The following is a 25,123-nucleotide window of genomic DNA, read 5'->3' on the forward strand; positions in this document are numbered from 1 at the left end:
ACCGCCCCGTTGGGTTGGTCCCTCCGGCGACTTTTTGTGGGGGTGGGGGGGTGTTAATAACCCCCCCCGTTTTTTTTTTTTTCCGGGGGGGGTTGGGGGGGGGGGGGGGGGGCGGCGGGCCCCCCCCCCCCTCTCCCCGCCTTCAGACCGCCGTCCCTCAGATGGAGACGCCGTGCGAACGCAGGTAGGCGATCGGGTCGACGTCCGAGCCGTAGCTCGGGCCGGTGCGGACCTCGAAGTGGAGGTGCGGGCCGGTGGAGTTGCCGGTGGAGCCGGAGAGACCGATCTGCTGGCCGCCGGACACGGCCTGGCCGGCCGAGACCTCGAGCGAGGACAGGTGCGCGTACTGCGAGTACATGCCGTCGCTGTGCTGGATGACGACCTCGTTGCCGTACGAGCCGCTCCAGCCGGCCGAGACCACGGTGCCCGGGCCGATGGACCGGACGCTGGTGCCGGAGGCGGCCTGGAAGTCGGAACCGGTGTGGTAGCCGCTGGACCAGCTGGCGCCCGACGCGCGGTACTGGGTGGTGACGTTGGGGTTCTCGACCGGAGCGGCGTAGCCGGAGGCGCCGGCCTCCGAGGTACCGGACTCGGTGGACGCCGTGGCAGCCGTCTTCTCCGCCGGGGCGGCAGCCTTCTCGGCCGGGGCGGCGGGCTTCGCCTCGGAGGGAGCGGCCTTGGACGGTGTGGCCTTGGAGGGAGCGGCCTCCGCGGAGCCGGACGCCTTGGCTCCGAGGGTCAGCTTCATGCCCGGCTGGATCAGGCTGGGGTTCCCGCCGACGACCTCACGGTTGTCCTTGTAGAGCTTCTGCCAGCCCCCCTTGATCTTCTTCTCCGCCGCGATCTTCGCCAGGTAGTCGCCGGCGACGACGGAGTAGGTCTTCGGGGTGCTCTTGGCCGCGGCGGGCGCGCTGTGCGCGGCCGGCTTGGCGGCCGGTGCGGCCTGTTCCGCCGCGTTGGCGCCGGTGGCACCGATCAGCGGGAGGGCGAGAACGGCGCCGCCGGTCCCCGCGGCGAGGATGCCGCGGGAGATCGGGCCGGTCCTGGTACGGCGGTGCTTACCCTTTGCGGGCATGGGGCATTCCTCTCCGGCGCCTGCGAGGTGAGCTGTCGGGTGCGGACTGGAGATGCCCGGTCGCGCGGTGCGCGACTTGACCCCGAGCCGGTTCCGGATCCCTCCGGCCGGCGGCTTACCTGGTTCCCCCGCTCCTGCCACACGTATGTCGGTGCGGATTCCGGGACGGCGGCAGGATTAGGCGTTCCGTCCGGATTGACCGTGACCGTAAGCGAGCCGGGTCGCCGGGAACAAGCCACGGATTGCGTGGCGGAATGGCAGCCTCAATTTCTGCGGGGAATTCCCGTCACCCTCCGTGGATTACGGATCTTGGCATTCCGCGCGGCGCCAGGAATACCCGCGGGTGTCCCCGCCACACACCGTCACGGATATGATCCCGCTCACCCACCTCCCACCATCTCCCGTACAAGCGGGGCATGTTCCTCTAAATGCACCAATACGGACATGTAGTTGTTTCCCTGGGTCAATCCCTAAGACCGGCCGACTCCATTCATCGCGTCACCCCTCCCCCCGGGCCGCCTTTTCGGTCGAGCAGCGCCCGAGACGAATGGCCGGTGCAGCCATGTCGTATCGTCGCGAGCGTGCCCCCGTCGGCGAGCGACGCCGACGCCAGACACCACAGGAGCCCTTGTGACGCAGCTTCCAGAGGTCCCGCCGGCCGGCGCCGGGACGCCGGACGTCGAGCTGACCGGTGTCCGTAACTTCCGCGACGTGGGCGGACTCCCGACCGTGGACGGCCGCAGGGTGCGGCACGGGCGCCTCTACCGCAGCGGCCACCTCGCCCACGCCACCGCGGAGGACACCGCATTCCTCTCCGGGCTCGGGCTGCACACGGTCTTCGACTTCCGCAACGCGGCGGACCACAAGCTCGACGGTTACGACGTGGAGCTGCCGGGTGTCCGCAATGTCAGCATTCCTCTCTCCGACCCGGCCGACGGCGCGGAGTTCTGGCGGCTGGTGCGCGACGGCAACATCCAGCAGCTGCGCTCGATCCTGGCCGACGGCAAGGGAGCGGCACGGATGGTCGCGTCGTACCGCGCGATCATCAAGGACCGCACCGCCGAACACAGCCGCGTACTGCACGCGCTGGCCGAGGACAGCGTGCCCGCGCTGATGCACTGCGCCGCGGGCAAGGACCGGGCCGGGCTGTCCGTCGCGGTCGCGCTGCTGGCCGTCGGGGTGGAGAAGGAGGCCATCGAGGCCGACTACCTCAAGTCCAACGACGCGCACCGCCGCTACAAGGTGCGGCGGAGCGACACCTCGTCGGCGGGCATGTCGGACGAGGTGATGGAACTACTCAATCCGCTCTTTGGCGCCCACCCCGACTACCTCGCGGCGGCGTTCGCGACCATCGACGAGGTCTGGGGCGGCACCGACCGCTATCTCCTCGAAGGGCTGAAGATCACCCCGGCGACCCGCGAGAAGCTCCGCGAGCGCCTCGTCGAGGTGGCCTGAGGCGTGGCGGTCAGCCTTTGCCCGCCACACTGAAGAGGAGAAAGAGGAACGCCGCGATGACGTGCCCGGCCACCAGGTAGGCGATGAGCCGGATGACCACGCCGCGGGGCATCCTGCGCTCTTGCGTGTCCGCGCCCTCCCGCCTGCGGGGGGTGAGCGGGTCGTAGTGCTCGGAATCGGACATGGCAGTCCTCTCTTCCGGCCGTCCGGGCCGGGGTGACAAGGGGTCGGCAGGCTGGGGCGCGTGCCGTATCAGAGGCGGTGGGCCCCGCCGCCGAGGCACAGCTCCGCGGTGGGGCTCTGCAGCAGCGTGTGGACGAAGAGCAGCCGGGCCCCACCGACGTGGAGCGCGGCGATCCGGTGCGGGGTGAGCGAGTCGAAGTGTGCGCTGTCCCCCGGATCGAGGTCGTGGACGGTTTCCCCGAGTACGACGCGCAGCCGGCCGTCGAGGACGTACAGCCACTCCTCCCCGGGGTGGACGCGCACGAGGTCGCCCTCGGTGCCGTACGGCACGCGTACGCGCAGCGCCTGCATCGCACGCCCCGAACCGCCGGCCTGCCGGTAGAGCCAGCCGCCGTCGCCGCCCGGCGCGCCGTCGAGGGGGCCGCCGCGGACGATCGCGTCACGTTCGGGCGGCATCTCCCCCAGCAGCTCGGAGACGGTCGTACCGTAGACCCTGGCGAGCCCGAGCAGCATGGGCAGCGAGGGCTGCCTGCGGCCCGTCTCGAGCCGGGAGAGGTGGGCGGGCGAGAGTCCCGCCCGCCCGGCCGCGGCCTCCAGGGTCAGACCGCGGTTGCGGCGAAGGTCGCGCAGACGGGGCGCGACCCCTGGGAGTTCGTCGGCCGCCCCTTCGTCAGAAGGATTCATGCCTCCATTGGGCCAGGATCTTTCCTCTGAGGCAAGTTTATTGCCTCAGAGGCAAACCCCTCCCATGACGTGGGAGGCACACCCCTCACCGGTTGGCGACGGCCTGCTTGACCAGTGTCCTGCCGAAGTCCCACATCAGCCCGCCCCCGCTGTGCGCGTCGTCCATGACGGCCGTGAACGCGGTCACGAAGCGGTCGACCTCCGCCTCTCCGATGATCAGCGGCGGGATCAGCTTGATCACTTCAAGGTGGTCACCGGAGACCTGGGTGAGGATCCGGTGCTTCTGGAGCAGCGGCACCACCACCATCTGTGCGAAGAGGCCCTTGCGTGCCGCCTGGAGCATCGTCCAGCGGCTGCGGAGCTTGAGCGAGGAGGGCCGGCCGAACTCGATGCCGATCATCAGTCCGCGACCGCGCACCTCGTGCAGGAGCTCGTAGCGGCCCACGAGCGCGGAGAGCCGCTCCCGCAGAAGATCTCCGGTGCGCCGGGCGTTCGCGACGGTCTCCTCCTGCTCCATCACCGCGAGAACGGCGAGCCCGGCCGCCATGGCCTGCGCGTTCGATCCGAAGCTCGCGGAGTGGACGAGGACGCGGTCCATGGAGGAGTAGACGCGCTTGAAGATCCAGTCCTTGCCGAGCGTCGCGCCGACCGGTACGTAGCCACCGGAGAGGGCCTTGGCCACGCAGAGCAGATCGGGCTCGACCCCCTCCTCGTGCTGGTAGGCGTAGAAGTCGCCGGTCCTGCCCAGCCCGGTCTGCACCTCGTCGGCGATCAGCAGGGCCTTGTGCCGGTGCAGCAGTTCCTGGGCCGCCCGGAGGAAGCCGGGCGGCGCGGCGTGGACGCCCTTGCCCTGGATCGGCTCGACGACCAGGCCCGCCACGTCCCCGCGCTTCAGCTCACGGCGCAGGGCGTCGAGGTCGCCGAGCTCGATCGCGGTGTCGGGGAGCAGGGGGGCGAAGCCGTCGCGGAACCCCTTCTCCCCGTTGACCGAGAGCGAGCCCGTCGTCAGCCCGTGGAAGGCGTGGGTGCAGTAGAGGATCCTGGGCCTGCCGGTGGCGTACCTGGCGAACTTCAGCGCGGTCTCGACCGCCTCCGTACCGCTGTTGCCGAAGAACACCCGGTCCAGGTGCGGGCTGTGCGCCAGCAGCTTCTCGGCGAGCAGACCGGGCAGGGGCTGGCAGTCGAAGCGGGTGAGGTCGGCGAGCGAGGCGTCCAGGACGTCGTGGATCGCCTGGCGTACGACGGGGTGGTGCCGGCCGAGCCCCATCACCCCGAAGCCGGCGAGCATGTCCAGGTAGTCGTTGCCCTCCGCGTCCCAGAAGTGGGCTCCCTCGGCCCTCTCGTAGACCTTGTCGAAGCCGATGGTGCGCAGCATGCGCGGCAGTTGGTGGTTCAGGTGCCGGGTGTGCAGCTCGTAGCGTTCGGCGCCGCGCTCCTCCAGCAGCCGCGTCAGATCGAACCCTTCCCGCCGTTCGTCCTTCATGCGCCGCTCTCCTTCCGCACACTCTGCTCCTGGTCTGCCGCGCGCCGCTCCAGCACGGCGCCGATCCGTCCGGCGATCTCCACCGGCGTGAGCCCGATGTCGGCCAGCACCTCGCCGCGCCCGGCGTGCGCGAGGAACTGCTCGGGGATGCCGAACGTCCGCAGCGGCACGTCGACGTCCGCGTCCCGCAGCGCCTGCCCGACCGCCGAACCGACGCCGCCCGCCCGGCTGTTGTCCTCGACGACCGCGACCAGCCCGTGCTGCGCCGCGAGACCGGGCAGTGCTCCGTCGACCGGCTTGACCCAGCGGGGGTCCACGACCGTGCAGTGGACGCCGGAGGCGGCGAGGAGGTCGGCGGCCTGGAGACAGACCGGGGCGAGGGCCCCGACGGCCACCAGCAGGACGTCGGGGTCCGTGGCCCTGTGCAGCACGTCCATCCCGCCGATCCTGCCGAGGGAGGCGATCGGCTCCCCCACCGGCTCCTTGGGGAACCTGATCACGGTCGGCGCGTCGTCGACGTCTACGGCCTCGCGCAGTTCCTCACGCAGCCGCTCGGCGTCACGCGGGGCCGCGATCCGCAGACCGGGCACGACCTGGAGCACGGACATGTCCCACATGCCGTTGTGCGAGGGCCCGTCGGTCCCGGTGACGCCGGCCCGGTCCAGGACGAACGTCACCCCGCACCTGTGCAGGGCGACATCCATCAGCAGCTGGTCGAAGGCCCGGTTGAGGAAGGTCGCGTAGACGGCGACGACGGGGTGCAGCCCGCCGGTGGCGAGTCCCGCCGCGGAGACCGCCGCGTGCTGCTCGGCGATCCCGACGTCCCAGATCCGGCCGGGGAACTCCTCGGCGAACCGGGTCAGCCCCACCGGGTGCAGCATCGCCGCGGTGATCGCGACGACGTCCGGTCGTCCGGCGCCGATCTCGGCGATCTCGTCGCCGAACACGGAGGTCCAGGAGGGCGCGGCGGGCACCACGAGTGGCTCACAGGTCAGGGGGTCCATCCGGCCGACGGTGTGGAAGCGGTCGGCGTCGTCGGCCAGCGCGGGCGGAAAACCCCGGCCCTTCTCGGTGATGCAGTGCACCAGGACCGGCCCGTGGTAGCGCTTCGCCCGGCGCAGGGCGGACTCGACGGCTTCGACGTCGTGCCCGTCGACGGGGCCGACGTACTTCAGGCCCAGGTCCTCGAACATGCCCTGCGGGGCGAAGGTGTCCTTGAATCCCTTCTTCGCTCCGTGCAGCGAGCCGTACAGAGGCTGTCCGATGACCGGCGTCTGCTGGAGCACCGTCTTGCCCCAGGCCAGGAAGCGCTCGTAGCCGTCGGTGATGCGCAGGGTGGCCAGGTGGTTCGCGAGGCCACCGATCGTCGGGGCGTAGGAGCGCTCGTTGTCGTTGACCACGATGATGAGGGGGCGGTCCCCGGCCGCCGCGATGTTGTTCAGCGCCTCCCAGGCCATGCCGCCCGTGAGCGCCCCGTCGCCGGTCACCGCCACGACGTGGTGCGGGCGCCCCAGCACCTCGTTGGCCTTGGCGAGGCCGTCGGCCCAGCCGAGCACCGTGGAGGCGTGCGAGTTCTCGATGACGTCGTGCCTCGACTCCTCGCGCGAGGGGTATCCGGAGAGCCCGCCCTTGCCGCGCAGCTTGGAGAAGTCCTGGCGTCCCGTCAGGAGCTTGTGCACGTAGCTCTGGTGCCCCGTGTCCCACAGGATGCGGTCCACGGGCGAGTCGAAGGCCCGGTGCAGGGCGATGGAGAGTTCGACGACTCCGAGGTTGGGGCCGAGGTGACCGCCCGTCCTGGCGACCGCCCGGATGAGGAACACCCTGATCTCCTCGGCGAGTTCACCGAGTTCCGGCCGGCTCAGCGCCTTGAGGTCCTGCGGCCCCTTGATGGATTCCAGCAACGTCACGCTCGGGCCCCTCTCTCTGGTCCTGTCATCGGCTCACGGTCACCGCCGGAGCCCCGGTGGGGGTTCCCGTCTCCTCCATCTGTTCCGCGATCTTCATGGCTTCCTCGATGAGGGTCTCCACGATCTTCGATTCCGGGACGGTCTTGATGACCTCGCCCTTCACGAAGATCTGGCCCTTGCCGTTGCCCGACGCCACACCCAGGTCCGCCTCACGCGCCTCACCCGGACCGTTCACCACACAACCCATCACCGCGACCCGCAGCGGGACCTCGAGCCCGTCCAGACCCGCACTCACCTGGTCCGCGAGCTTGTACACATCCACCTGCGCACGCCCGCACGACGGACACGACACGATCTCCAGACGCCGCTGCTTCAGATTCAGCGCCTCCAGGATCTGCAGCCCGACCTTGACCTCCTCCGCCGGAGGAGCCGACAGCGACACCCGGATCGTGTCCCCGATCCCCTCCGACAGCAGCGCGCCGAACGCCACCGCCGACTTGATCGTCCCCTGGAACGCCGGACCCGCCTCCGTCACACCCAGATGCAGCGGATAGTCACTGCGCGCCGCCAGCAGACGATAGGCGTTCACCATCACGACCGGATCGTTGTGCTTCACCGAGATCTTGATGTCCCGGAAACCGTGCTCCTCGAACAGCGACGCCTCCCATAGCGCCGACTCCACCAGAGCCTCCGGCGTCGCCTTCCCGTACTTCCTCAGCAACCGCGCGTCCAGCGACCCCGCGTTCACACCGATCCGGATCGGCGTACCCGCGTCACCCGCCGCCTTCGCGATCTCCTTGACCTTGTCGTCGAACTGCTTGATGTTGCCCGGATTCACCCGGACCGCCGCACACCCCGCGTCGATCGCCGCGAAGACGTACTTCGGCTGGAAGTGGATGTCCGCGATCACCGGGATCTGCGACTTCCTCGCGATCGTCGCCAGCGCGTCCGCGTCGTCCTGCGTCGGGCACGCCACCCGCACGATCTGGCAACCCGACGCCGTCAGCTCCGCGATCTGCTGCAACGTCGCACCGACATCCGACGTACGCGTCGTCGTCATCGACTGCACCGACACCGGTGCGTCCCCACCGACCGCCACCGACCCGACCTGGATGCGCCGCGAGGGGCGGCGCACCGCGAGCGGCCGGGCCGGGAGGGCGGGGAGACCCAGGGCAACCGGTTCTCCTGTGGTCATGACGTCACCGGCTCCCGCCGACGGTCTCCCGTGCCGCTCGCAGGGACTCCTTCAGCGACCCCATGGTGGCGAGGACGGCGGTGGGCTCGTACCCGCAGTGCGCCATGCAGTTGGCGCAGCGCGGGTCCTTGCCCCGGCCGTACTTGTCCCAGTCGGTGTCCTCGATGAGCTCCCGGTAGGTGGGGACGTATCCGTCGCTCATCAGGTAGCAGGGCCGCTGCCAGCCGAAGAGCGAGTAGTTGGGGATCGCCCAGGCCGTGCACGCGAAGTCGGCCTTGCCCTCCAGGAAGTCCAGGAACAGCGGGGAGTGGTTGAGCCGCCAGCGGTTCCGGTTGCCTCCCGCGAAGGCCTTCTTGAAGAGCTCACGGGTCTGCTCGACGCCCAGGAAGTGCTCCTGGTCGGGCGCCTTCTCGTAGGCGTAGGCGGGCGAGATCATCATCTCGTCGACCTTCAGCTCGTCGTTGAGGTAGTTGAGGACCTCGATGACGGTCTGCGGGGTGTCGGTGTTGAAGAAGGTGGAGTTGGTCGTGACCCGGAAGCCGCGCCGCTTGGCCTCCTTCATCGCCTCCACCGCCTCGTCGAAGACGCCTTCCTTGGCGACCGACTCGTCGTGCCGTTCGCGCAGTCCGTCGATGTGCACGGCGAACGCGAAATAGGGCGACGGGGTGAACTTGTCGAGCTTCTTGCGCATCAGCATGGCGTTGGTGCAGAGGAAGACGTACTTCTTCTTCGCGACCAGCTGTCTGACGATCTCGTCGATCTGAGGGTGCATCAGCGGCTCACCGCCGGCGATGGAGACCATCGGGGCACCTGATTCGAGCACCGCCCCCACCGCCTGAGCGACCGGCATGCGCTGCTTGAGCACTCCCGCCGGGTGCTGGATCTTCCCACAGCCCTCGCACGCGAGATTGCAGGCGAACAAGGGCTCCAGCTCGACGATCAGCGGGAACTTCTCGCGCTTGCGGAGCTTCTGTTCGAAGAGATACGTCGCAACCTTGATGGACTGACGGAGCGGCATGGCCATCTGGGCTCACCTCCTGGGGAGCAGCAAAGATCGGTGCCATTCATGGAAAGCCGGAAGCACGGCACGAAGAACGCGGAATGCCGATATTCCACCGCGGACCGTGCCGATACGGACGAGCTCATGCTCTGGAGCGTCCACGACCACCCGTACGGCCGCAACCGGGCGCGGCCCGGTCCGCAGAGCGGTGCGCAGCGTGGCGGCGGACTCCATGTCCACCGCGATGGCCCCGGTGGCGCGCAGACCGGCCCGCTCAGGTCCCCGCACGACGTGCCCGGAGCCCGTGAGCGGACCGGTGTGCACGGTACGGCCAGGGACCGCCCTGGTCAGCGCGTCGACCAGTACGCCGGTCCCCGTGCACACCGTGACGGCCGCGCCGTCCCGGGTCTCGTCGGCCACGACGAGGTCCCCCGGGTGCATGCCGGGTGCGAGCCCGGCGCAGAATCCGGAGGCGATGACCGCCGCGCCCGCCGCGCCGTCCCGGGCCAGCGCCCGCAGGACGGCGCTCTCCGCGGCCCGGGGGCCCATCCCCGTCCTGATGACGCTCACGGGCCCGGATGCACGGCTCGCCCTGCCCGTGCGCAGGGCGAGCCGCTCGATGCCGAGCGCGCAGGCGATCAGCAGCGGCGTGGCGGGGGCGGGCGGTCCTTGCGTACCGCCCATCGGATCAGGCCCCCCCGCCGGTCTCGACGGCGCCCACGCCGCCCGCGAGGGCGAACGGATCGCCGTACACGTACCTGCCGAGCGCGGTCAGGGGGAAGACCTGCCGGTAGAGGTGGTAGTTGATGGAGAAGTCCCAGGGGAAGCCGGTTCCGGTGAAGTGCGGCTCGTCCCAGGAGCCGTCGGCCTGCTGGGTCTCGGCGAGCCAGGCGACCCCCCGTTCCACCGTCCTGGTGTCCCGCTCGCCGGCCGCGAGCAGCGCGAGGAGCGCCCAGGCCGTCTGGGAGGCGGTCGAACTCCCGTGGCCGATCCACTTCTCCTCGCGGTAGGACCGCAGGTCCTCGCCCCAGCCGCCGTCGTCGTTCTGGACGGACCTCAGCCAGTCGACGGCCCGCCGGACGGACGGATGGGCGGCGGGAAGCCCGGCCGCGATGAGCGCGGGCACGACCGAACCCGTGCCGTAGATGTAGTTGACTCCCCAGCGCCCGAACCACGCGCCGCTCGCCTCCTGTTCGGCGAGCAGCCATGCGATGCCCCGCCGGGTACGGGGATCCTGTGCGCGGCCCTCGACCGCGAGCATCTCGACCACGTGGCCGGTGACGTCCGCCGACGGGGGGTCGATGACCTCACCGAAGTCGCAGAACGGCAGCCGGTTGGGGAACGGGCTGGTGTTGTCCGCGTCGAAGGCGCCCCAGGCACCGTCGCGTGACTGCATGCCGAGGTTCCAGCGCACCCCACGCTCGATGGCCGCCTCGACCCTGGAGGGGTCCGGGTGGCGGACCCGGCGCAGCGCCAGGACGACCTCGGCGGTGTCGTCGATGTCGGGGTAGTTGTCGTTGTGGAACTCGAAGGCCCAGCCGCCCGGGGCCAGTTCGGGCCTGCGTACGGACCAGTCACCGGGCCGGACGATCTCCTCACCCAGCATCCAGTCGGCCGCCCTCACGAGCGCCGGATGGTCGGGGCTGACCCCGGCGTCGGCGAGGGCGATGGTGGCCAGGCAGGTGTCCCAGACCGGGGACTGACAGGCCTCGACCATGCGGGCGCCGTCCTCGCGCCAGACGGTGAACCGGTCGAGCGAAGCGAGCCCCGCCCGCATCACGGGGTGGTCCAGGTCGTATCCGAGGAGATGGAGGGCGATGACGGAGTACACCGCGGGCGGCTGGATACCGCCCCAGCAGCCGTCGTTCTCCTGGCGTTCGATGATCCAGCGGGCCGCCGCGTTCATCGCCGTACGCCGCAGTCTGCGCGGGGCGATCCGGTGGTAGAGGTGCAGCGCCTTGTCCAGGCGCTGGAAGACGCCGTCCCAGCTGGTCGCGGGGGCGGTGGGCCTGGCCGGATTGGGGCAGCCGGGATCGGTGTGCAGTTCGTCCAGCGTGAACGGCGCCGGGCGGACGGGCCGCAGGGCGGAGACGATGGTGAGCGGCACGATGGTCTGGCGGGCCCAGCAGCCGAAGTCGTAGATGTTGAGCGGGACCCACTTCGGGAAGAACATCAGCTCGGGCGGGAGCTCTGGCAGGTCCTCCCACCTCCACCAGCCGAAGAGGGCGAGCCAGATCCGGGTGAAGACCCGGGCTTCCGCGATGCCGCCCTGCTCCCTGACCCAGCCGGCCGCCCTGATCATGTGCGGGTCGTCGGGCCGGTCTCCGGCGAGCCGGAGGGCGACGTACGCCTCGATGGTGGCGGAGAGGTCGGGCGGCCCCTCGTAGAAGGTGTTCCAGGTGCCGTCGCCGAGTTGCTCGCCCCTGATGAAGCGGGCCGCCGCCTTGACGGTGTCCGGGTCCTGGATTCCCAGGAACTGACGGAGCAGCAGGTCCTCCGCGTCCATGGTGACGTTGGTGGCGAGGTCGCCCTTCCACCAGCCCTGCTCGTCCTGCCTGCCGAGGAGGTGCTCCACCGAGCGTTCCGCGGCCCGTCGCGCGACGGCGAGCGTGTCGTCCGCGGCGCTGGTCGATTCGGTCGGATCGCTGGCCGGGACCGCGCGGAGGTTCGCGGCCCCGGTGCTTCCGTCGGTCGTCGCTGTCATGGCTTCCCCTTCGTGCAGTCTGGTCCTCTGCTGTGCTGGGGTCTCCGTCGGTGGGCGCCCCGTGGGGCGCCCGCCGGCGACTGCGAGTCATATCTGGATGATGATCATCTCTTTCGTACGACGACGAAGTCGGCGAGCGCGGTGAGCTGCGCGCGCACATGTTCCGGCATGTCGACGCCGTGCAGCGCCTCTATGGCTACCGCGTGCTGACGGCGGGCTTCCTGGGCGGTCCACTCGCGGCCGCCCGCCTCCTCGATGAGTGCCGCGCGGGCGGCGAACTCCTCTTCGGAGAAGCTGTCGAAGTCGCTGCTCTTGGCGTCGGCGGCGAGCAGCTCGCCGAGGCGCTCGGAGGCGGGTCCGCCCGCGGCCAGCGCGGCGACGACGGGCAGGGACTTCTTGCGCTGGCGCAGATCGCTCCACGTCTGCTTGCCCGTGGCCTCCGGGTCGCCCCAGATCCCGAGCAGGTCGTCGACGGCCTGGAAGGCGAGGCCGAGGTGGAAGCCGTACGCCTCCAGGACGTCCGCCGTGCGGTCGTCGGCGCCGCCGAGCACGGCGCCGATGGAGACGGCGCAGGCGAGCAGGGCGCCCGTCTTGTTGCCCTCCATCTCCAGGCACTCCTCGACGGTGACCCGCTCGCGGTGCTCGTAGGAGATGTCCTGCGCCTGGCCGTCGATCAGCTTGCGGCTCGCCGTGGTCAGGCGCCGGGCCGCCCGGCCGGACTCCGCGGTGCCGATCTCCAGCAGGACCTCGTTGGCCAGCGCGAAGAGCGCGTCGCCGACGAGGATGGCCTGGGCGGGGCCGTGCACCTTCCAGACGGTGTCGCGGTGACGGCGCTGCTCGTCACCGTCCATGAGGTCGTCGTGCAGCAGTGAGAAGTTGTGCACGAGCTCGACGGCGACGGCGCCGGGGATCCCCGCCTCGGGAGGCGCACCCGCCGCCTCGGCGGACAGCAGGGACAGCGCGGGGCGCACCGCCTTGCCGCCGTCGCCGTCGGCGGGCCTGCCCTGGGCGTCGATCCATCCGAAGTGGTAGGACGCGACGGTGTTCATGGGCGGCGCGAGCCGCTCCACGGCTGCTCGCAGCACCGGCGCTGACAGGGCCCTTCCGCGCTCCAGAAGCGCGGTGACGTCCGTGGTGTCCGCCACGGTGTCGGAAGCCGGATTCGCCGGGGTCACAGACTCTCCTCTTGTTCCGGTGGTACTGCTCATGCCGCCTCCTGCAGCGGATGTTCGTGGGGCCGGCCGAGTGCCTGGAGCGCGGCCTCCGCGGCGGTGAAGCCGCTGCGGACCGCACCCTCCATCGTGGCGGGCCAGCCCGTGGCGGTCCATGCTCCCGCCAGGTGCAGACCGGGGGCCCGGGTGTGCGTGCCCGGCCGCAGGCGTCCCACGCCCGGCGCGGGGGCGAAGGTCGCCGTGCGTTCGCGGGTGACGAAGAAGTCGCGGACGCCCGCTCCCCGCGCCGCCGGGAGGAGCCGCTCCAGCTCGGGCAGGTAGCGTCTGCGCAGCTCGGCGACGGGCAGGTCGATCTCGTCGCCCGCCGCGGACTGGGACACCGCGAGATACTGGCCGCCGCCCTGGAGCCCGGAGGAGGCGGTGCGGTCGAAGACCCATTGCACGGGTGAGCCGAGGGCGGCGAAGAAGGGCCTGCGCAGCACGTTGCGGTCGTAGACGACGTGGACGTTGAGGATCGGCGCGTCCGTGAGGTCGAGCAGCCGGCCGGGGTCGTCGAGCGCGCCCTCGGGCAGCAGCCGGTGGGTGTCCCTCTGCGGCACGGCGAGGACGACGGTGTCCGCCTCGATCCGCTCGCCGTACGTCCCGACGGCCCAGCGCCCGTCCTCGGCGCGGGTCAGCGAGGCGGCCCGGGTGCGCAGGTGGACGCGTACGCCCGCGGACTCGAGCGCCTTGCGGGCGAGGGTGTCGTGGAGGTCCCCGAGCGGCACGGACGCCCAGCCGATGTCGGCGGCGCCCGGCTCGGAGAGGAGCCCCGTCTTGAAGACCATCGCGGCCAGCGCCATCGAGGCGTTCGGCGCGGTGGCGTTGAGCGTGGCGACGCCGACGAGGTCCCAGAGGGCCTCGATGGTGCGCTGCGACTGGCCCTGACGGCGGAGCCAGGTGGCGAAGTCGATGCCGTCGAGTGCGGGGTCGGCGGGGTCGAGACGGCCGAGTGCCAGCGCTGCCCTGGCGACACCGGCCTTCTCCGCGAGGGAGAGGTGCGGATAGGCCGCGAGTCCCCCGGCGAGGTGCAGGGGCACGGGCAGTGCGGTGCGGCGCAGCCGTCCGAGCCTCGGCCCGGCGGGCCGGCCGACGTCGAGTACGGGCACGTCGAGGCGGTCCTGCAGCGGAGCGAGGTGGCTGCCCTCGATGCGGTCGAGGAACCAGCGGTAGCCGGTGCAGCAGCGCAGGTAGACGTGCTGGCCGTTGTCGACGGAGAGGTCGCCGCGCCGGAAGGAGAAGGCGAGGCCACCGAGCCGCGGGCGGCCTTCGAGCAGGGTCACGTCGACCCCGGCGTCGGCGAGGCGCAGCGCCGAGGTGACGCCCGCGAGGCCGCCGCCGACGACCACGGCGCGGTGAGGGCTCCGGCCGGTCATGCCTGCCCCCTTCGCCGTGCCGCCGCGCACGGCCGCTTCCGTCGCTTCGTCGCAGTGTGGGACGCGCCGGGGGCCCCGGGGGTTGCCCGCGGCCCGCACCCGGGACGGTTCCGGCCCGTCATCAGACCCTCCCCCTGGCCGTCCGGCGCGAGATGTACCGCGCGTCGAGACCGGACAGACCACGCACGGCCACGAGGGCCTTCTCGTGGCCGGGGAGCGAGACCCGCCCGCGCAGCACAGCCTCGGGGTCGCGTTCGATGCGGTCCAGGAGCCGGCGGTAGATACCGGCCATGGCCGCCACGCAGGCACCGCTGCGCCGGTCCAGCATGGGCAGCAGCCGGTACCCCTCGGCGAAGAGTGCCCGGGCGCGCCGGACCTCGAAGTGCACCAGACCGGAGAAGTCGGACCCGGGCGGCGGGGTGGCCCGGCGGAAACCGGCGGAGCAGCCGAATTTCGCGAGGTCGTCGGCCGGGAGGTAGGTGCGGCCGTTGCCCGCGTCCTCCCGCACGTCGCGCAGGATGTTGGTGAGCTGGAGCGCGAGGCCGAGGGTGTCGGCGTACTCCGCGGCGCGTTCGGAGCCGGGCGCTCCCGGCTCCGCGCCGAAGACGCCCAGGCTGAGTCGCCCGATGGCGCCCGCGACGCACCGGCAGTACAGCTTCAGGTCGTCCCAGGTCTCGTAGGTCGCCCCGCGCACGTCCATCAGGACGCCGTCGATGAGCTCGTCGAGTCCACCGAGCGGGAGCGGGAAGCGCTGGGCGGCGTCGGCGAGGGCGACCGCGACCGGGTCGGTGTCGTCCTCCTCCACCGCCTTGTCCCGGATCCGGTCGAGCAGCTTGCGGGTGTCCGCCAGCCGGGCGTGCTTGGTCTCCACGTCCAGCTCACCGTCGCCGATGTCGTCGACCCGACGGGAGAAGGCGTACAGCGCCGACATGGCCTGCCGCTTCTCGTACGGCAGCAGCCGGATGCCGTACGCGAAATTACGGGCCTGCTGTCCGGTGACGGCCTCGCAGTAGCTGTACGCGGCCTGTACCGGTGCCGACATGTACGTCGTCTGTCCCTCCACGGTCCGGCTCACCCCTCTCTGTGCGCTCTTCGCAGGACGGCACCCATTTCGCGCAGCAGTCTGGGCGCGGTGGGTCTGGGCGGTCCGGGCAGTACGTCGAAACCGGCGGCCGAGATCGCGGTGAGCGCCGCGCGCCCTCCGCCGACGAAACCGGCGAGCAGCACCTTGAGCCGGCCGTGCACGCTGTCCACCAGGGGGATGCCTTCGTCGAGCAGCTCCCGGGCCCGCTCCGCCTCGAACGCGACGAGGGCGCGCACGGAGGCGTTGGCGGACGGTGCGGCGAGGTCCGCCTCGGTGACGTGGAAGCGCTCCATGTCCTCGGCGGGCAGGTAGATCCGGTCGCGGCCGAGGTCCTCGGCGACGTCCTGCAGGTGTTCGGCGATCTGCAGCGCCGTGCAGACGGCGTCGGAGCGGCGGATCCGTTCGGGGCTCGCGGTGCCGGTGATGGCCAGGACGAGGCGGCCGACGGGGTTGGCGGAGAGCTCGCAGTAGGCCAGCAGCTCGCCGTAGGTGCCGTAGCGGCGGACCTTCTGGTCCTGCCGGTTGGCCTCGACCAGGCCGAGGAAGGGCTCGGGGGTGAGGGCGCAGCGTCGGACGGTGGGACGCAGGGCGCGCATCAGGGGGTGGCGCGGGCCGTCGCCGGAGCCCGCGAAGACGCGGTGCAGGTCGGCCTCGAGGGCGTCGAGCAGGGCGAGCTTGTCGTCGCTCCGCCCGTCCTCGACGCCGAGCAGCCGGGCGTCCCCGCCGCCGGGCGCCAGGTCGCCGTCACCGATGTCGTCGACGAGCCGCGCGAAGCCGTAGACGGCCATCAGGTCGCCGCGCCAAGCCCGGGGCAGGAAGAAGGGGGCCACGGGGAAGTTCTCGTCCGTGGCCTTGTCCAGCGTGCCGGTCGCGGCGGCGTCGGTGCGCGCCTGCTGGGGAGGGGTCACTGCGGACCACCCGACGCGGGGACGGCGAAACCACGTCGGAGTTGGAGATTTTCCATCATTGCCGTCATATCTCCCGTTCTACACTGCCGACCCAAAACATCCCTTTTCGGACACGCCGCTCGTCCTCCCGAGTGCGACATGCACGCAACGGGCGATGTGCCGGGGGGCGTATCACCCCACATTGGCGCGAATCAGCACCGTCACAGCTTACGTCGTACAGCTCACAGGGCCGCGCCGGGGTGCGGCGCGCGAGCGTACAACGTCTGAACTCCCGCCAACCTTCCCCGGAGCGCGGCCAGTTGACGTCATCCGCCGGGAGGAGATCGCCCCGGACGGGCCGAGCGGTCCTCCGCCCGGAACGGGACAGCGCGGTGGCCCCCGCCGCTGCACTCGGGCGGGGGCCACCACGGACGTGAGCTACTTGCCGGTCTCCCGCTCGTACGCCTTGAGCACCTCTTCGGTGGGACCGTCCATCAGGAGCTCGCCCTTCTCCAGCCACAGCACCCGGTCGCAGGTGTCCCGGATGGTCTTGTTGTTGTGGCTGACCAGGAAGACGGTGCCCGCCTCCTTGCGCAGCTCACGGATGCGCTCCTCGGAGCGGACCCGGAACTTGCGGTCACCGGTGGCCAGCGCCTCGTCGATCATCAGGACGTCGTGGTTCTTGGCCGCGGCGATCGAGAAGCGGAGCCTCGCCGCCATGCCCGAGGAGTACGTCCGCATCGGCAGGGTGATGAAGTCGCCCTTCTCGTTGATCCCGGAGAAGTCGACGATGTCCTGGTAGCGCGCGCGGATCTCCTCGCGGCTCATGCCCATGGCGAGACCACCGAGCACGACGTTGCGCTCACCGGTCAGGTCGCTCATCAGCGCGGCGTTGACGCCGAGCAGCGACGGCTGGCCGTCCGTGTACACCTTGCCGTGCTCGGTCGGCAGCAGTCCGGCGATGGCCCTGAGCAGGGTGGACTTGCCCGAACCGTTGGTTCCGATGAGGCCGATGGCCTGGCCGCGGTAGGCGGTGAAGGAGACACCGCGCACCGCGTGCACCTTGCGTACGCCACGGGGCTCACCCTTGCCCCGGCGCATTATCCGGCTCAGCGCCGCGGTGGCGCTGCCCTTTCCGCCGCCCGTCCCGTTGACCCGGTACACGATGTGCACGTCGTCCGCGATCACGGTCGGGATGTGTCCCTGGGACGCTTGCTCAGCCACGGCCGTACCGTTCCTCTGCCTTCCAGAAGTACACGAAGCCCACGACGCCCACCACGAGCGACCAGGCGAGCCCGACGGCCCAGACGTGGTCCGGCAGGTTCTCCGAGCCGTAGCCGTCGATCAGCGCGAACCGGACCAGGTCCATGTAGATGGCCGCCGGGTTGTACTGGAGCACGTCCGCGATCCACTGCGGCTTGTCGGCCAGCATCACGGGGATGGAGAACATGACGCCCGACGCGTACATCCAGGTACGCATGACGAAGGGCATCAGCTGGGCGAGGTCGGGGGTCTTGCTGCCGAGGCGCGCCATGACGAGCGCGAGACCGGTGTTGAAGAAGAACTGCATCGCCAGCGCCGGGACGACCAGCAGCCAGGAGAGCGTGGGATAGCTTCCGAAGCCCACCGCCACGGCCAGCAGCACGATCATCGAGTACAGCAGCTGCTGGAGCTGCTGGAGCGAGAACGAGATGGGCAGGGAGGCGCGGGGGAAGTGCAGGGCCCGCACCAGGCCGAGGTTGCCCGCGATGGAGCGCACCCCCGCCATGACCGAGCTCTGGGTGAAGGTGAAGACGAAGACTCCGGTCACCAGGAACGGGATGAAGACCTCCTGGCTCATCCCCTTCCGCGTGCCCAGGATCAGGCCGAAGATCAGGAAGTAGACCAGCGCGTTCAGCAGCGGCGTCGCCACCTGCCACAGCTGACCGAGCTTGGCCTGGCTGTACTGCGCGGTCAGTTTGGCCCGCGAGAACGCCAGGATGAAATGCCTGCGGCCCCAGAGCTGTCCCAGGTACGCGAACAGCCCGGGCCGGGCACCGCTCACCGTCAGGCCGTACTTGTCGGCCAGCTGGGAAGCGCTGAGCCCTTCGTCGGCGGACGGCGGGCTGCTCAGCGCAATCCCGCCGTCGTGGGTCGTGTCACTCACAGTTAAGAACTCTCGTCTTCACAATGCGCTGCCGGTCGCGGGCGCGGCCAAGGCGGACAGGTACCCCGTACGAAATGAGTACGGCTCATGGTCTCAGAGGAGAGCCTCTCAGATCACCGGCGGCCGGCCCAGTCTGGTCAGCCGCCATACCGTACGCCACCTCATGGGGCGCCGGGGTCCGCAGGGCGTCGTCCAGCCTTCGCGGAAGCCTCCGAACCACGCCTTGAGCGCGGGCAGGGAGGGCCTGCGCACCAGCGTGAGCAGCAGCCAGACGCCCACGTACACGGGGACGAGCGGGACGGGGAGGTTCCGGCGGGCGAGCCAGACCCGGTTGCGGGCCACCATGCGGTGGTAGACCGCGTGCCGCGAGGGCGCGGTGGTGGGGTGGTTGAGCACCATGTCCGCGCGGTAGTCGATCATCCAGCCGGCGTCCAGGGCGCGCCAGGCGAGGTCGGTCTCCTCGTGGGCGTAGAAGAACTCGCCGGGGAGCGGGCCGGCCTCCGCGATCACCTGGCTGCGTACGGCGTTCGCGCCGCCGAGGAACGTCGTGACACGGGACGAGCGCATCGGGTCGGAGGCGCGCAGCCGCGGCACGTGCCGACGCTGCGTGACCCCGGTCTCCGGGTCCGCGATGCGGAAGGTGATGATGCCGAGCTTCGGGTCCGCCTCGAACGCCTGCCGGCAGAGCTCGGCGGTGTCGGTGTTGGGGAGCAGCCCGTCGTCGTCGAGGAAGAGCAGTGCGTCCACATCGGCTCCGGACGGGCCGAACGCCTCGATGCCGACGTTTCGGCCGCCCGGAATGCCCAGGTTCTCGGGCAGCTCGACGGTGCGGACGCCCGGGGGGACGTCGGGCACCGGGGCCCCGTTGCCGACGACGACCACCTCGATCCGGTCGCCGTCCTGCTTGGCGACCGAGTCGAGAAGGGCACGCAGTTCCTCCGGGCGGTTGCCCATGGTGATGATGACTGCGCCGAGTTTCATGGGAGAGCTCACTTCAGCCTGCTGGACGCCAGGATCGACACCAGGTGCAGGACGGTCTGGAGAAGGGCGATGCCGGCCATCACGGCGACCGCGAGGCGGCTGAAGAAGAGGTCGTCCCTGACCGTGTCGAGCACGGCCACCACCAGGATGACCAGCGACGCCTCGATGCCGAGGATCAGCCGGTGGAACTTGAGCGCGCCGGCGGCACGCCGTGCGAGCGCCATGCCGGAGGAGCGCGGCTCGGACGCGGACTCCTTGACGGGCGGCAGCCCGCCCTGGTGACGGGCGACGCCGACGAGGTCGGTCTCGGCCTTGATCAGGATGGCGCCGAGTGCGGCGAGCGTGCCCAGGAAGGCCCACAGCCAGTCGATGCGTCCCGTGCCCCACAGGTCTGCGGCGCGCAGGCCGAAGCCGACCAGCACCGCCGCGTCACAGAGGTACGCGGCCACCCGGTCCAGGTAGACCCCGGCCAGGGAGTACTGCTTCTTCCACCGGGCCACCTCGCCGTCGACGCAGTCGAACAGCAGGTAGAGCTGGACCGCGACCACGCCGAGCAGGGCGCCCGGGATGCCCGGGACCAGCAGGGCGGGAGCCGCGAGTACCCCCGCGACGGTCATCACGTAGGTCAGCTGGTTGGGCGTGACCTTCGTGGTCACCAGGCGCCGGGTGATGCGCAGCGAGATCTCGCGCATGTAGAGCCGACCCGCCCAGTGCTCGCCGCTGCGCCGGTCCTTCACACCCGGCGGGTGCACGACCGGACGGAGTTCAGCTATGGATGGCTTTTGCATAGTCGGCGTACGCGTCCCTGATCTGGTCGGTGGACAGGTTGAGGTGTTCCAGGATCGTGAAGCGTCCCGGGCGCGTCTGCGGTGCGTAGTCGACGGCCCGTACGAACTCTTCGGTGGTGAAGCCGATCTCGTCGGGCAGGACCGGCAGCCGGTGGCGCCGCAGCACGGCGGCCATGTCACGCGCGTCCGTGTGGGCGCCCCGCAGGTACATGGCGAAGCAGGCACCGAGGCCGACCTGCTCGCCGTGGCTGGCGGCGCGCCTCGGGTACAGCAGGTCGAAGGCGTGGTTGATCTCGTGGCAGGCACCCGACGCGGGCCGGGAGTCGCCGGCGATCGACATCGAGATGCCGGTCAGGACGAGGCCTTCGGCGAGCACCTTGAGGAAGGCGTCGTCCCCGACCTCGCCGGGGTGGCGCAGCACCGCCTCGCCGGCCTGCCGGGCCATCGCAGCCGCCAGGCCGTCGATGTCCTCGCCACGCGTCGCATGGGCGAGTTCCCAGTCGGCCACGCACGAGATGTTGGAGACGGCGTCCCCGATGCCCGAGCGCACGTAGCGCGCGGGCGCCGCCCGGATCACGTCGAGGTCGATGACCACGGCGATCGGGGTGGGGACCCCGTAGGAGCCCCGTCCGTTGTCGTTGTCCAGGGTCGCGACCGGGGAGCAGAGGCCGTCGTGGGACAGGTTCGTCGCGACGGCGACCATGGGCATGCCCACGCGCGCCGCGGCGTACTTCGCCACGTCGATGATCTTGCCGCCGCCGAGGCCGACGAGGGCGTCGTAACGGTTGCCCTTGATGCCGTCGGCCAGCCGCACCGCGGCGTCGATCGTGCCGTCGGTGACGGGATACCAGTCGGCCCCCGGCAGCACCGGGGCGAGCCTCTCGCGCAGGGCGCGCCCGGAACCCTCGCTGATCGCGATGGCGAGCTTGCCCGACGCGGAGATCCGCTGGTCGGCGAGGAGACCGGCCAGATCGTCCATGGCGCCGCACCGGATGTCGACGACGACCGGGGACGGGATGAGGCGGGTCAGTACCGGCACGCGATCTCCCTGCCCCTGGCGAGGTCGTCGTGGTTGTCGATCTCCACCCACGTCACCTCGCCGATGGGCGCCACGTCGACCGGGAAGCCGCGGTTCACCAGTTCCTGGTAGCCGTCCTCGTAGTAGAGGTCCGGGTCGCGCTCGAAGGTGGCCTTCAGCGCGTCGGCGAGCTCCTCGGCGGCCTCGGGCTCGATCAGGGTGACGCCGATGTACTCGCCGGTCGCGGTGGCCGGGTCCATCAGCTTGGTGATCCGGCTGACGCCCTTGCCGTCCTCGGTGATGACCTTCATCTCCTCGTCGGCGAGGGTCTTCACCGTGTCGAGAGCGAGGATGATCTTCTGTCCCTTGCCGCGCGCGTCCAGGAGGGTCTTCTCGACGGAGACCGGGTGGACGGTGTCGCCGTTGGCCAGGATGACGCCCTGCTTCAGGACCTCACGGGCGCACCACAGGGAGTAGGCGTTGTTCCACTCCTCGGCCTTGTCGTTGTCGATGAGCGTCAGCTTCACGCCGTACGTCGCCTCGAACTCGGCCTTGCGGGCGTAGACCGCCTCCTTGCGGTAGCCGACGACGACCGCGACCTCGGTGAGTCCGACCTCGGCGAAGTTGGCCAGCGTCAGGTCCAGGACCGTCTTCTCGCCGTCCACGGGCACCAGGGCCTTGGGCAGCGTGTCCGTGTAGGGACGCAGACGGCGTCCGGCACCGGCAGCCAGTACGAGGCCGATCATGCGAGTTCTCCTTCGTCGTGTACTGCGGGCGCCGAGGAGGACACCCAGAAGCGGATGGACTCCACGAGCACCACGAGAGCCACGGCCGCCGCGAGGACGGTGAGCGCCGTGGTGAAACCTGAACCGCCGGTCAGCACGGCGGCGAGGACGGCCACGACCAGGGTCCGGCCCTCGTGTCCGCCGATGGTGCGCACCAGCCACCGGGGCGGTGCTCCGGTGCCGCCGCGGATGCGGTACACCGTGTCGTAGTGATGGTAGGCGACCGCCGAAACCAGGCCGAATGCCGCGGGAACGGCGTGCGGCACGTCGCTGCGGGCGGCCAGCACGAGGACGGTGCAGTACTCGGCGGCACGGAAGACCGGGGGGACGAGCCAGTCGAGGGCGCCCTTGAGGGGCCGCGAGACGGCCAGCCCGGAGACGACCGCGTAGAGCGCCGCCGCCCCCACGGTCAGCCAGCCTCCGTACGGGGCGAACAGGGCGGCGGCGACGACCACGGCAGCCCCGGCGAGCGCGAGGAACGGGGCCGTGAAGCCGCCGCGCGGACGCCGGAGCACGGCGCCGACGCCCTCGGCGAGCGGCCCCGAGTCGGCGAGGTCGGCGAGGGCGCGGGCCGCGCGGTCGGTGCGCTGCGCCTTGCGGGTCAGCGAGCGCAGGAGCCGCCCGGCCGTGGTGTAGCAGGCGGCCAGGGCGCAGCCGACGAGCAGGGCGTAGAAGACGATCCGGGGCGTGGTGACGGCGGTCAGCACGGCGATCATGGCCCAGCGTTCACCGATGGGCAGCACTATCATCCGGCGCAGCCAGACCGTCCAGCCGACGCTGTCGAGCTTGTCGGACAGCGCGGCGGTCGGGCTCGTGTTCGACACCGCGTCGTGGTTGGCCTCGTTGAACGAGAAGTCCACCACATGGCGGCAGGCCTGGAGCACCATCGCGCCGAGCGCCAGGACCCATACGTCGTCGCCGCCACGGGCCGCGCCGAGGGCGAGGCCGGCGTAGTACGCGTACTCCTTGGCCCGGTCGAAGGTGGCGTCCAGCCAGGCGCCCATCGTCGAGTACTGGAGCGAGTAGCGGGCGAGCTGCCCGTCGGTGCAGTCCAGGACGAAGGAGAGGAGCAGGAGCACCCCGGCCGCGACGTAGCCGCCGCGGGTGCCGGTCGCCGCGCTGCCCGCCGCGATCAGCGCGGTGATCAGCGAGGCCGTGGTGACCTGGTTCGGGGTGAGGCCCCGGCGGGCGCACCAGCGCGCGATGTAGCGGGAGTACGGGCTGATGAAGAAGGTGGTGAAGAAGCCGTCGTGCGCCTTCACCGCGCTGCGCAGCCGTACGGCCTCGTCGTCGACGGCGTCGACGGCGGCCCGAGCGGCGACCCGCTCCTCAGGACCGGTGGGCACCTCGGCCGTGAGCGAACCGAGCTCGGGGCGCTGGACATGGGTGCCCTCCGCGTCCAGTGCCACGGCCAGCCGGCCGGGGACGGTGCGGTCCTCGGTGACGGGCTCGGCGCCAGGAGGCGCGACGGGGCTGCCCGCGCCGACGGCCACGACGGCCCGGCGCAGGGCGCGCAGCAGCGCGGCACGTGCCTCGGGCTGCGCGGTGAGCGCACCGGGGATCGCGGCGGCGGCGAAGCGGGGGTCGGTGAGTCCGAGCCTGAGGGCGTGGACGTGGCCGACGAAGCGGGGATCCACGAGCGCGACGCGCCTGCTCGCGGGGACCGCGGCGAGCAGCTCGGCGGCCTCGGAGGCGTCGGCTGCGGCGGTCACGTCGTAGCCGAGTGACCTCAGATCGTCCTCGAGTGACGACCCGGGTACCGGCGCACCGGTGAGAATGGCGGTCGACAGACGAACTCACTCCTTGGCGCTGACGGGAACGGCGCGCGACAGTGCGGCCCGGAGGTGGGCCGGCGGCACGTCGGCTGAGGCTATCGGATGAACGGAAGACCGAGTTCACCGCCCGTTTGTGCTCCGTTCGGGCGAACCGGCCATCATGCGGCGCCGTTCGCGATCATCATCGTCGATCAACGCCTCGCCCCACAAACCGCGTCCTCGCAGCGCATAAGCTGACGTCCATGACGTGGTTGATCACAGGCGGGGCCGGTTACATCGGGGCACATGTGGCGAAGGCCATGACGGCGGCCGGGGAACGGGTCGTCGTCCTCGACGACATCTCCACCGGCATCGAGGAGCGGCTGCCGGCGGAGGTCACGCTGGTGCGCGGCTCGGCCTCGGACCGCGCGGTGCTCGACCGGGTGCTCGCCGAGCACGCCGTCACGGGTGTGGTGCATCTCGCGGCGAAGAAGCAGGTCGGCGAATCCGTCGCGGAGCCGCTGCTGTACTACCGGGAGAACGTGGCCGGGCTCGCGGTGCTGCTGGAGGCCGTGGTCGCGGCCGGGGTGCGGCGGTTCCTCTTCTCGTCGTCGGCGGCGGTGTACGGGGTCCCGGACACCGAGCTCATCACCGAGGAGACCCCCTGCGCTCCGATCAACCCGTACGGCGAGACCAAGCTCGCCGGGGAGTGGCTGGTGCGCGCGGCGGGGAAGGCGTACGGCATCTCGACGGCCTGCCTGCGGTACTTCAACGTGGCGGGCGCGGCGGAGCCCGCGCTGGCCGACACGGGCGTCTTCAACGTCGTGCCCATGTTCTTCGACCGGCTGACGCGGGGGGAGGCCCCGCGGATCTTCGGTGACGACTACCCGACGCCGGACGGCACCTGTGTGCGCGACTACATCCACGTCGCCGACCTGGCGGACGCGCATCTCGCCGTCGCGCGGAAGCTGGACGAGGGCGCGCGTGACGGGAGCGGCGGGGACCTCACCGTCAACATCGGGCGGGGCGAGGGCGTGTCCGTACGCCGGCTCGCCGAGCTGGTGGCCGAGGTCACCGGGAGGCCCGTCGAGCCCGTGGTCGAGCCGCGCAGGCCCGGGGACGCGGCCAGGGCCGTGGCGTCGGCCACCCGGATGACCGAGGAGCTGGGCTGGACCGCGCGGCGCGGGATGCGCGAGATGGTGGAGTCGGCCTGGGAGGGCTGGTGCCTGCGCCACCCGGAGGCGCGCACCGAAGGGGAGCGAACGGCGGGGCCGACATGCTGACCTGCGAACGTTTCCGCAGGTCAGAGCATATGACAACGGTGTTCAGTGCCGTGTTGCCCCGTACCCCTCCCCCGTAGTTCACTGGCGGCATCGGGCGAGGTGCGTCCGAGCCCGTCGAGGGTCA

22 protein-coding genes and 1 riboswitch are annotated in these 25,123 nt (G+C 71.0%); of the genes, 2 read left to right on the forward strand and 20 right to left on the reverse strand.

Annotation, left to right across the window (positions count from 1 at the left end; genetic code table 11):
• Positions 1-157 precede the first annotated feature (157 nt).
• The gene (locus tag ACFY8O_RS15490) at positions 158-1,075 is read right to left on the reverse strand and encodes a M23 family metallopeptidase (RefSeq protein ID WP_387902302.1); all 918 of its coding nucleotides are present in this window, start codon (positions 1,073-1,075) and stop codon (positions 158-160) included.
• Between the two features lie 4 nt (positions 1,076-1,079).
• Positions 1,080-1,256, reverse strand: a riboswitch (cyclic di-AMP (ydaO/yuaA leader).
• 449 nt (positions 1,257-1,705) lie between these two features.
• Between ACFY8O_RS15490 and ACFY8O_RS15495 the strand changes: the two genes are divergently transcribed.
• The gene (locus tag ACFY8O_RS15495) at positions 1,706-2,530 is read left to right on the forward strand and encodes a tyrosine-protein phosphatase (RefSeq protein WP_387902305.1); all 825 of its coding nucleotides are present in this window, start codon (positions 1,706-1,708) and stop codon (positions 2,528-2,530) included.
• Between the two features lie 10 nt (positions 2,531-2,540).
• Here the strand turns inward: ACFY8O_RS15495 and ACFY8O_RS15500 are convergent, their stop codons facing one another.
• From ACFY8O_RS15500 to ACFY8O_RS15590, 19 genes are all read right to left on the reverse strand, one after another.
• Positions 2,541-2,714 (reverse strand): DUF6126 family protein, encoded by a 174-nt coding sequence (locus ACFY8O_RS15500; protein WP_387902307.1) that lies wholly within the window; start codon positions 2,712-2,714, stop codon positions 2,541-2,543.
• A gap of 68 nt (positions 2,715-2,782) precedes the next feature.
• Complete coding sequence (locus ACFY8O_RS15505) at positions 2,783-3,397, reverse strand: helix-turn-helix domain-containing protein (RefSeq protein ID WP_387902310.1); 615 nt, start codon at positions 3,395-3,397, stop codon at positions 2,783-2,785.
• Positions 3,398-3,482: 85 nt separating this feature from the next.
• Positions 3,483-4,880: an aspartate aminotransferase family protein gene (locus tag ACFY8O_RS15510; RefSeq protein WP_387902313.1), complete on the reverse strand. Its 1,398-nt coding sequence runs from the start codon at positions 4,878-4,880 to the stop codon at positions 3,483-3,485.
• Complete coding sequence (gene dxs, locus ACFY8O_RS15515) at positions 4,877-6,787, reverse strand: 1-deoxy-D-xylulose-5-phosphate synthase (protein ID WP_387902316.1); 1,911 nt, start codon at positions 6,785-6,787, stop codon at positions 4,877-4,879. The genes ACFY8O_RS15510 and dxs overlap by 4 nt, the downstream gene beginning before the upstream one ends.
• Before the next feature lie 25 nt (positions 6,788-6,812).
• On the reverse strand, positions 6,813-7,982 hold the full coding sequence (ispG, locus tag ACFY8O_RS15520; RefSeq protein ID WP_387902318.1) for a flavodoxin-dependent (E)-4-hydroxy-3-methylbut-2-enyl-diphosphate synthase: 1,170 nt from the start codon (positions 7,980-7,982) through the stop codon (positions 6,813-6,815).
• 4 nt (positions 7,983-7,986) lie between these two features.
• Positions 7,987-9,006 (reverse strand): adenosyl-hopene transferase HpnH, encoded by a 1,020-nt coding sequence (gene hpnH / locus ACFY8O_RS15525; protein WP_145805839.1) that lies wholly within the window; start codon positions 9,004-9,006, stop codon positions 7,987-7,989.
• Positions 9,007-9,012: 6 nt separating this feature from the next.
• Positions 9,013-9,666: a phosphorylase family protein gene (locus ACFY8O_RS15530; RefSeq protein ID WP_145805841.1), complete on the reverse strand. Its 654-nt coding sequence runs from the start codon at positions 9,664-9,666 to the stop codon at positions 9,013-9,015.
• Positions 9,667-9,670: 4 nt separating this feature from the next.
• A complete protein-coding gene (gene shc / locus ACFY8O_RS15535) occupies positions 9,671-11,686 on the reverse strand; it encodes a squalene--hopene cyclase (RefSeq protein ID WP_145805843.1) in 2,016 nt (671 codons plus the stop codon).
• Between the two features lie 104 nt (positions 11,687-11,790).
• The gene (locus tag ACFY8O_RS15540; RefSeq protein WP_145805845.1) at positions 11,791-12,894 is read right to left on the reverse strand and encodes a polyprenyl synthetase family protein; all 1,104 of its coding nucleotides are present in this window, start codon (positions 12,892-12,894) and stop codon (positions 11,791-11,793) included.
• On the reverse strand, positions 12,891-14,273 hold the full coding sequence (hpnE, locus tag ACFY8O_RS15545) for a hydroxysqualene dehydroxylase HpnE (protein WP_387902322.1): 1,383 nt from the start codon (positions 14,271-14,273) through the stop codon (positions 12,891-12,893). The genes ACFY8O_RS15540 and hpnE overlap by 4 nt, the downstream gene beginning before the upstream one ends.
• A gap of 121 nt (positions 14,274-14,394) precedes the next feature.
• The gene (gene hpnD, locus ACFY8O_RS15550) at positions 14,395-15,315 is read right to left on the reverse strand and encodes a presqualene diphosphate synthase HpnD (protein WP_387902325.1); all 921 of its coding nucleotides are present in this window, start codon (positions 15,313-15,315) and stop codon (positions 14,395-14,397) included.
• 29 nt (positions 15,316-15,344) lie between these two features.
• On the reverse strand, positions 15,345-16,265 hold the full coding sequence (gene hpnC / locus ACFY8O_RS15555) for a squalene synthase HpnC (RefSeq protein ID WP_145805850.1): 921 nt from the start codon (positions 16,263-16,265) through the stop codon (positions 15,345-15,347).
• A gap of 417 nt (positions 16,266-16,682) precedes the next feature.
• Positions 16,683-17,468 (reverse strand): ABC transporter ATP-binding protein, encoded by a 786-nt coding sequence (locus ACFY8O_RS15560; protein ID WP_145805852.1) that lies wholly within the window; start codon positions 17,466-17,468, stop codon positions 16,683-16,685.
• Complete coding sequence (locus ACFY8O_RS15565) at positions 17,461-18,390, reverse strand: ABC transporter permease (protein ID WP_145805854.1); 930 nt, start codon at positions 18,388-18,390, stop codon at positions 17,461-17,463. Before ACFY8O_RS15565 ends, ACFY8O_RS15560 begins: the two co-directional genes overlap by 8 nt.
• A gap of 108 nt (positions 18,391-18,498) precedes the next feature.
• Complete coding sequence (locus ACFY8O_RS15570) at positions 18,499-19,371, reverse strand: glycosyltransferase family 2 protein (RefSeq protein WP_387902329.1); 873 nt, start codon at positions 19,369-19,371, stop codon at positions 18,499-18,501.
• 8 nt (positions 19,372-19,379) lie between these two features.
• Entirely contained in the window at positions 19,380-20,159 is a 780-nt protein-coding gene (locus tag ACFY8O_RS15575) for a CDP-alcohol phosphatidyltransferase family protein (protein ID WP_145805858.1), read from the reverse strand.
• Positions 20,137-21,198, reverse strand: a complete 1,062-nt coding sequence (locus tag ACFY8O_RS15580) for an iron-containing alcohol dehydrogenase family protein (protein ID WP_387902333.1) — start codon at positions 21,196-21,198, stop codon at positions 20,137-20,139. Before ACFY8O_RS15580 ends, ACFY8O_RS15575 begins: the two co-directional genes overlap by 23 nt.
• Positions 21,186-21,923, reverse strand: a complete 738-nt coding sequence (locus ACFY8O_RS15585; protein WP_145805862.1) for a phosphocholine cytidylyltransferase family protein — start codon at positions 21,921-21,923, stop codon at positions 21,186-21,188. Before ACFY8O_RS15585 ends, ACFY8O_RS15580 begins: the two co-directional genes overlap by 13 nt.
• Entirely contained in the window at positions 21,920-23,674 is a 1,755-nt protein-coding gene (locus tag ACFY8O_RS15590) for a DUF5941 domain-containing protein (protein WP_387902336.1), read from the reverse strand. Before ACFY8O_RS15590 ends, ACFY8O_RS15585 begins: the two co-directional genes overlap by 4 nt.
• Positions 23,675-23,979: 305 nt before the next feature.
• Here ACFY8O_RS15590 and galE point away from each other — a divergent pair, with 305 nt between their 5' ends.
• Entirely contained in the window at positions 23,980-24,999 is a 1,020-nt protein-coding gene (galE, locus tag ACFY8O_RS15595) for a UDP-glucose 4-epimerase GalE (protein ID WP_387902338.1), read from the forward strand.
• Positions 25,000-25,123 lie beyond the last annotated feature (124 nt).

The organism is Streptomyces argenteolus (assembly GCF_042902585.1).
GTDB lineage: Bacteria > Actinomycetota > Actinomycetes > Streptomycetales > Streptomycetaceae > Streptomyces > Streptomyces argenteolus.

What these genes read in the sequence shown, in the direction of transcription:
- ACFY8O_RS15490 (WP_387902302.1), bottom strand. Translation starts at nt 1,075, where the DNA reads ATGCCCGCAAAGGGTAAGCACCGCCGTACCAGGACCGGCCCGATCTCC.
- ACFY8O_RS15500 (WP_387902307.1), bottom strand. Translation starts at nt 2,714, where the DNA reads ATGTCCGATTCCGAGCACTACGACCCGCTCACCCCCCGCAGGCGGGAG.
- ACFY8O_RS15505 (WP_387902310.1), bottom strand. Translation starts at nt 3,397, where the DNA reads ATGAATCCTTCTGACGAAGGGGCGGCCGACGAACTCCCAGGGGTCGCG.
- ACFY8O_RS15510 (WP_387902313.1), bottom strand. Translation starts at nt 4,880, where the DNA reads ATGAAGGACGAACGGCGGGAAGGGTTCGATCTGACGCGGCTGCTGGAG.
- ispG (WP_387902318.1), bottom strand. Translation starts at nt 7,982, where the DNA reads ATGACCACAGGAGAACCGGTTGCCCTGGGTCTCCCCGCCCTCCCGGCC.
- hpnH (WP_145805839.1), bottom strand. Translation starts at nt 9,006, where the DNA reads ATGGCCATGCCGCTCCGTCAGTCCATCAAGGTTGCGACGTATCTCTTC.
- ACFY8O_RS15530 (WP_145805841.1), bottom strand. Translation starts at nt 9,666, where the DNA reads ATGGGCGGTACGCAAGGACCGCCCGCCCCCGCCACGCCGCTGCTGATC.
- shc (WP_145805843.1), bottom strand. Translation starts at nt 11,686, where the DNA reads ATGACAGCGACGACCGACGGAAGCACCGGGGCCGCGAACCTCCGCGCG.
- ACFY8O_RS15540 (WP_145805845.1), bottom strand. Translation starts at nt 12,894, where the DNA reads ATGAGCAGTACCACCGGAACAAGAGGAGAGTCTGTGACCCCGGCGAAT.
- hpnE (WP_387902322.1), bottom strand. Translation starts at nt 14,273, where the DNA reads ATGACCGGCCGGAGCCCTCACCGCGCCGTGGTCGTCGGCGGCGGCCTC.
- hpnD (WP_387902325.1), bottom strand. Translation starts at nt 15,315, where the DNA reads ATGTCGGCACCGGTACAGGCCGCGTACAGCTACTGCGAGGCCGTCACC.
- ACFY8O_RS15570 (WP_387902329.1), bottom strand. Translation starts at nt 19,371, where the DNA reads ATGAAACTCGGCGCAGTCATCATCACCATGGGCAACCGCCCGGAGGAA.
- ACFY8O_RS15575 (WP_145805858.1), bottom strand. Translation starts at nt 20,159, where the DNA reads ATGCAAAAGCCATCCATAGCTGAACTCCGTCCGGTCGTGCACCCGCCG.
- ACFY8O_RS15585 (WP_145805862.1), bottom strand. Translation starts at nt 21,923, where the DNA reads ATGATCGGCCTCGTACTGGCTGCCGGTGCCGGACGCCGTCTGCGTCCC.
- galE (WP_387902338.1), top strand. Translation starts at nt 23,980, where the DNA reads ATGACGTGGTTGATCACAGGCGGGGCCGGTTACATCGGGGCACATGTG.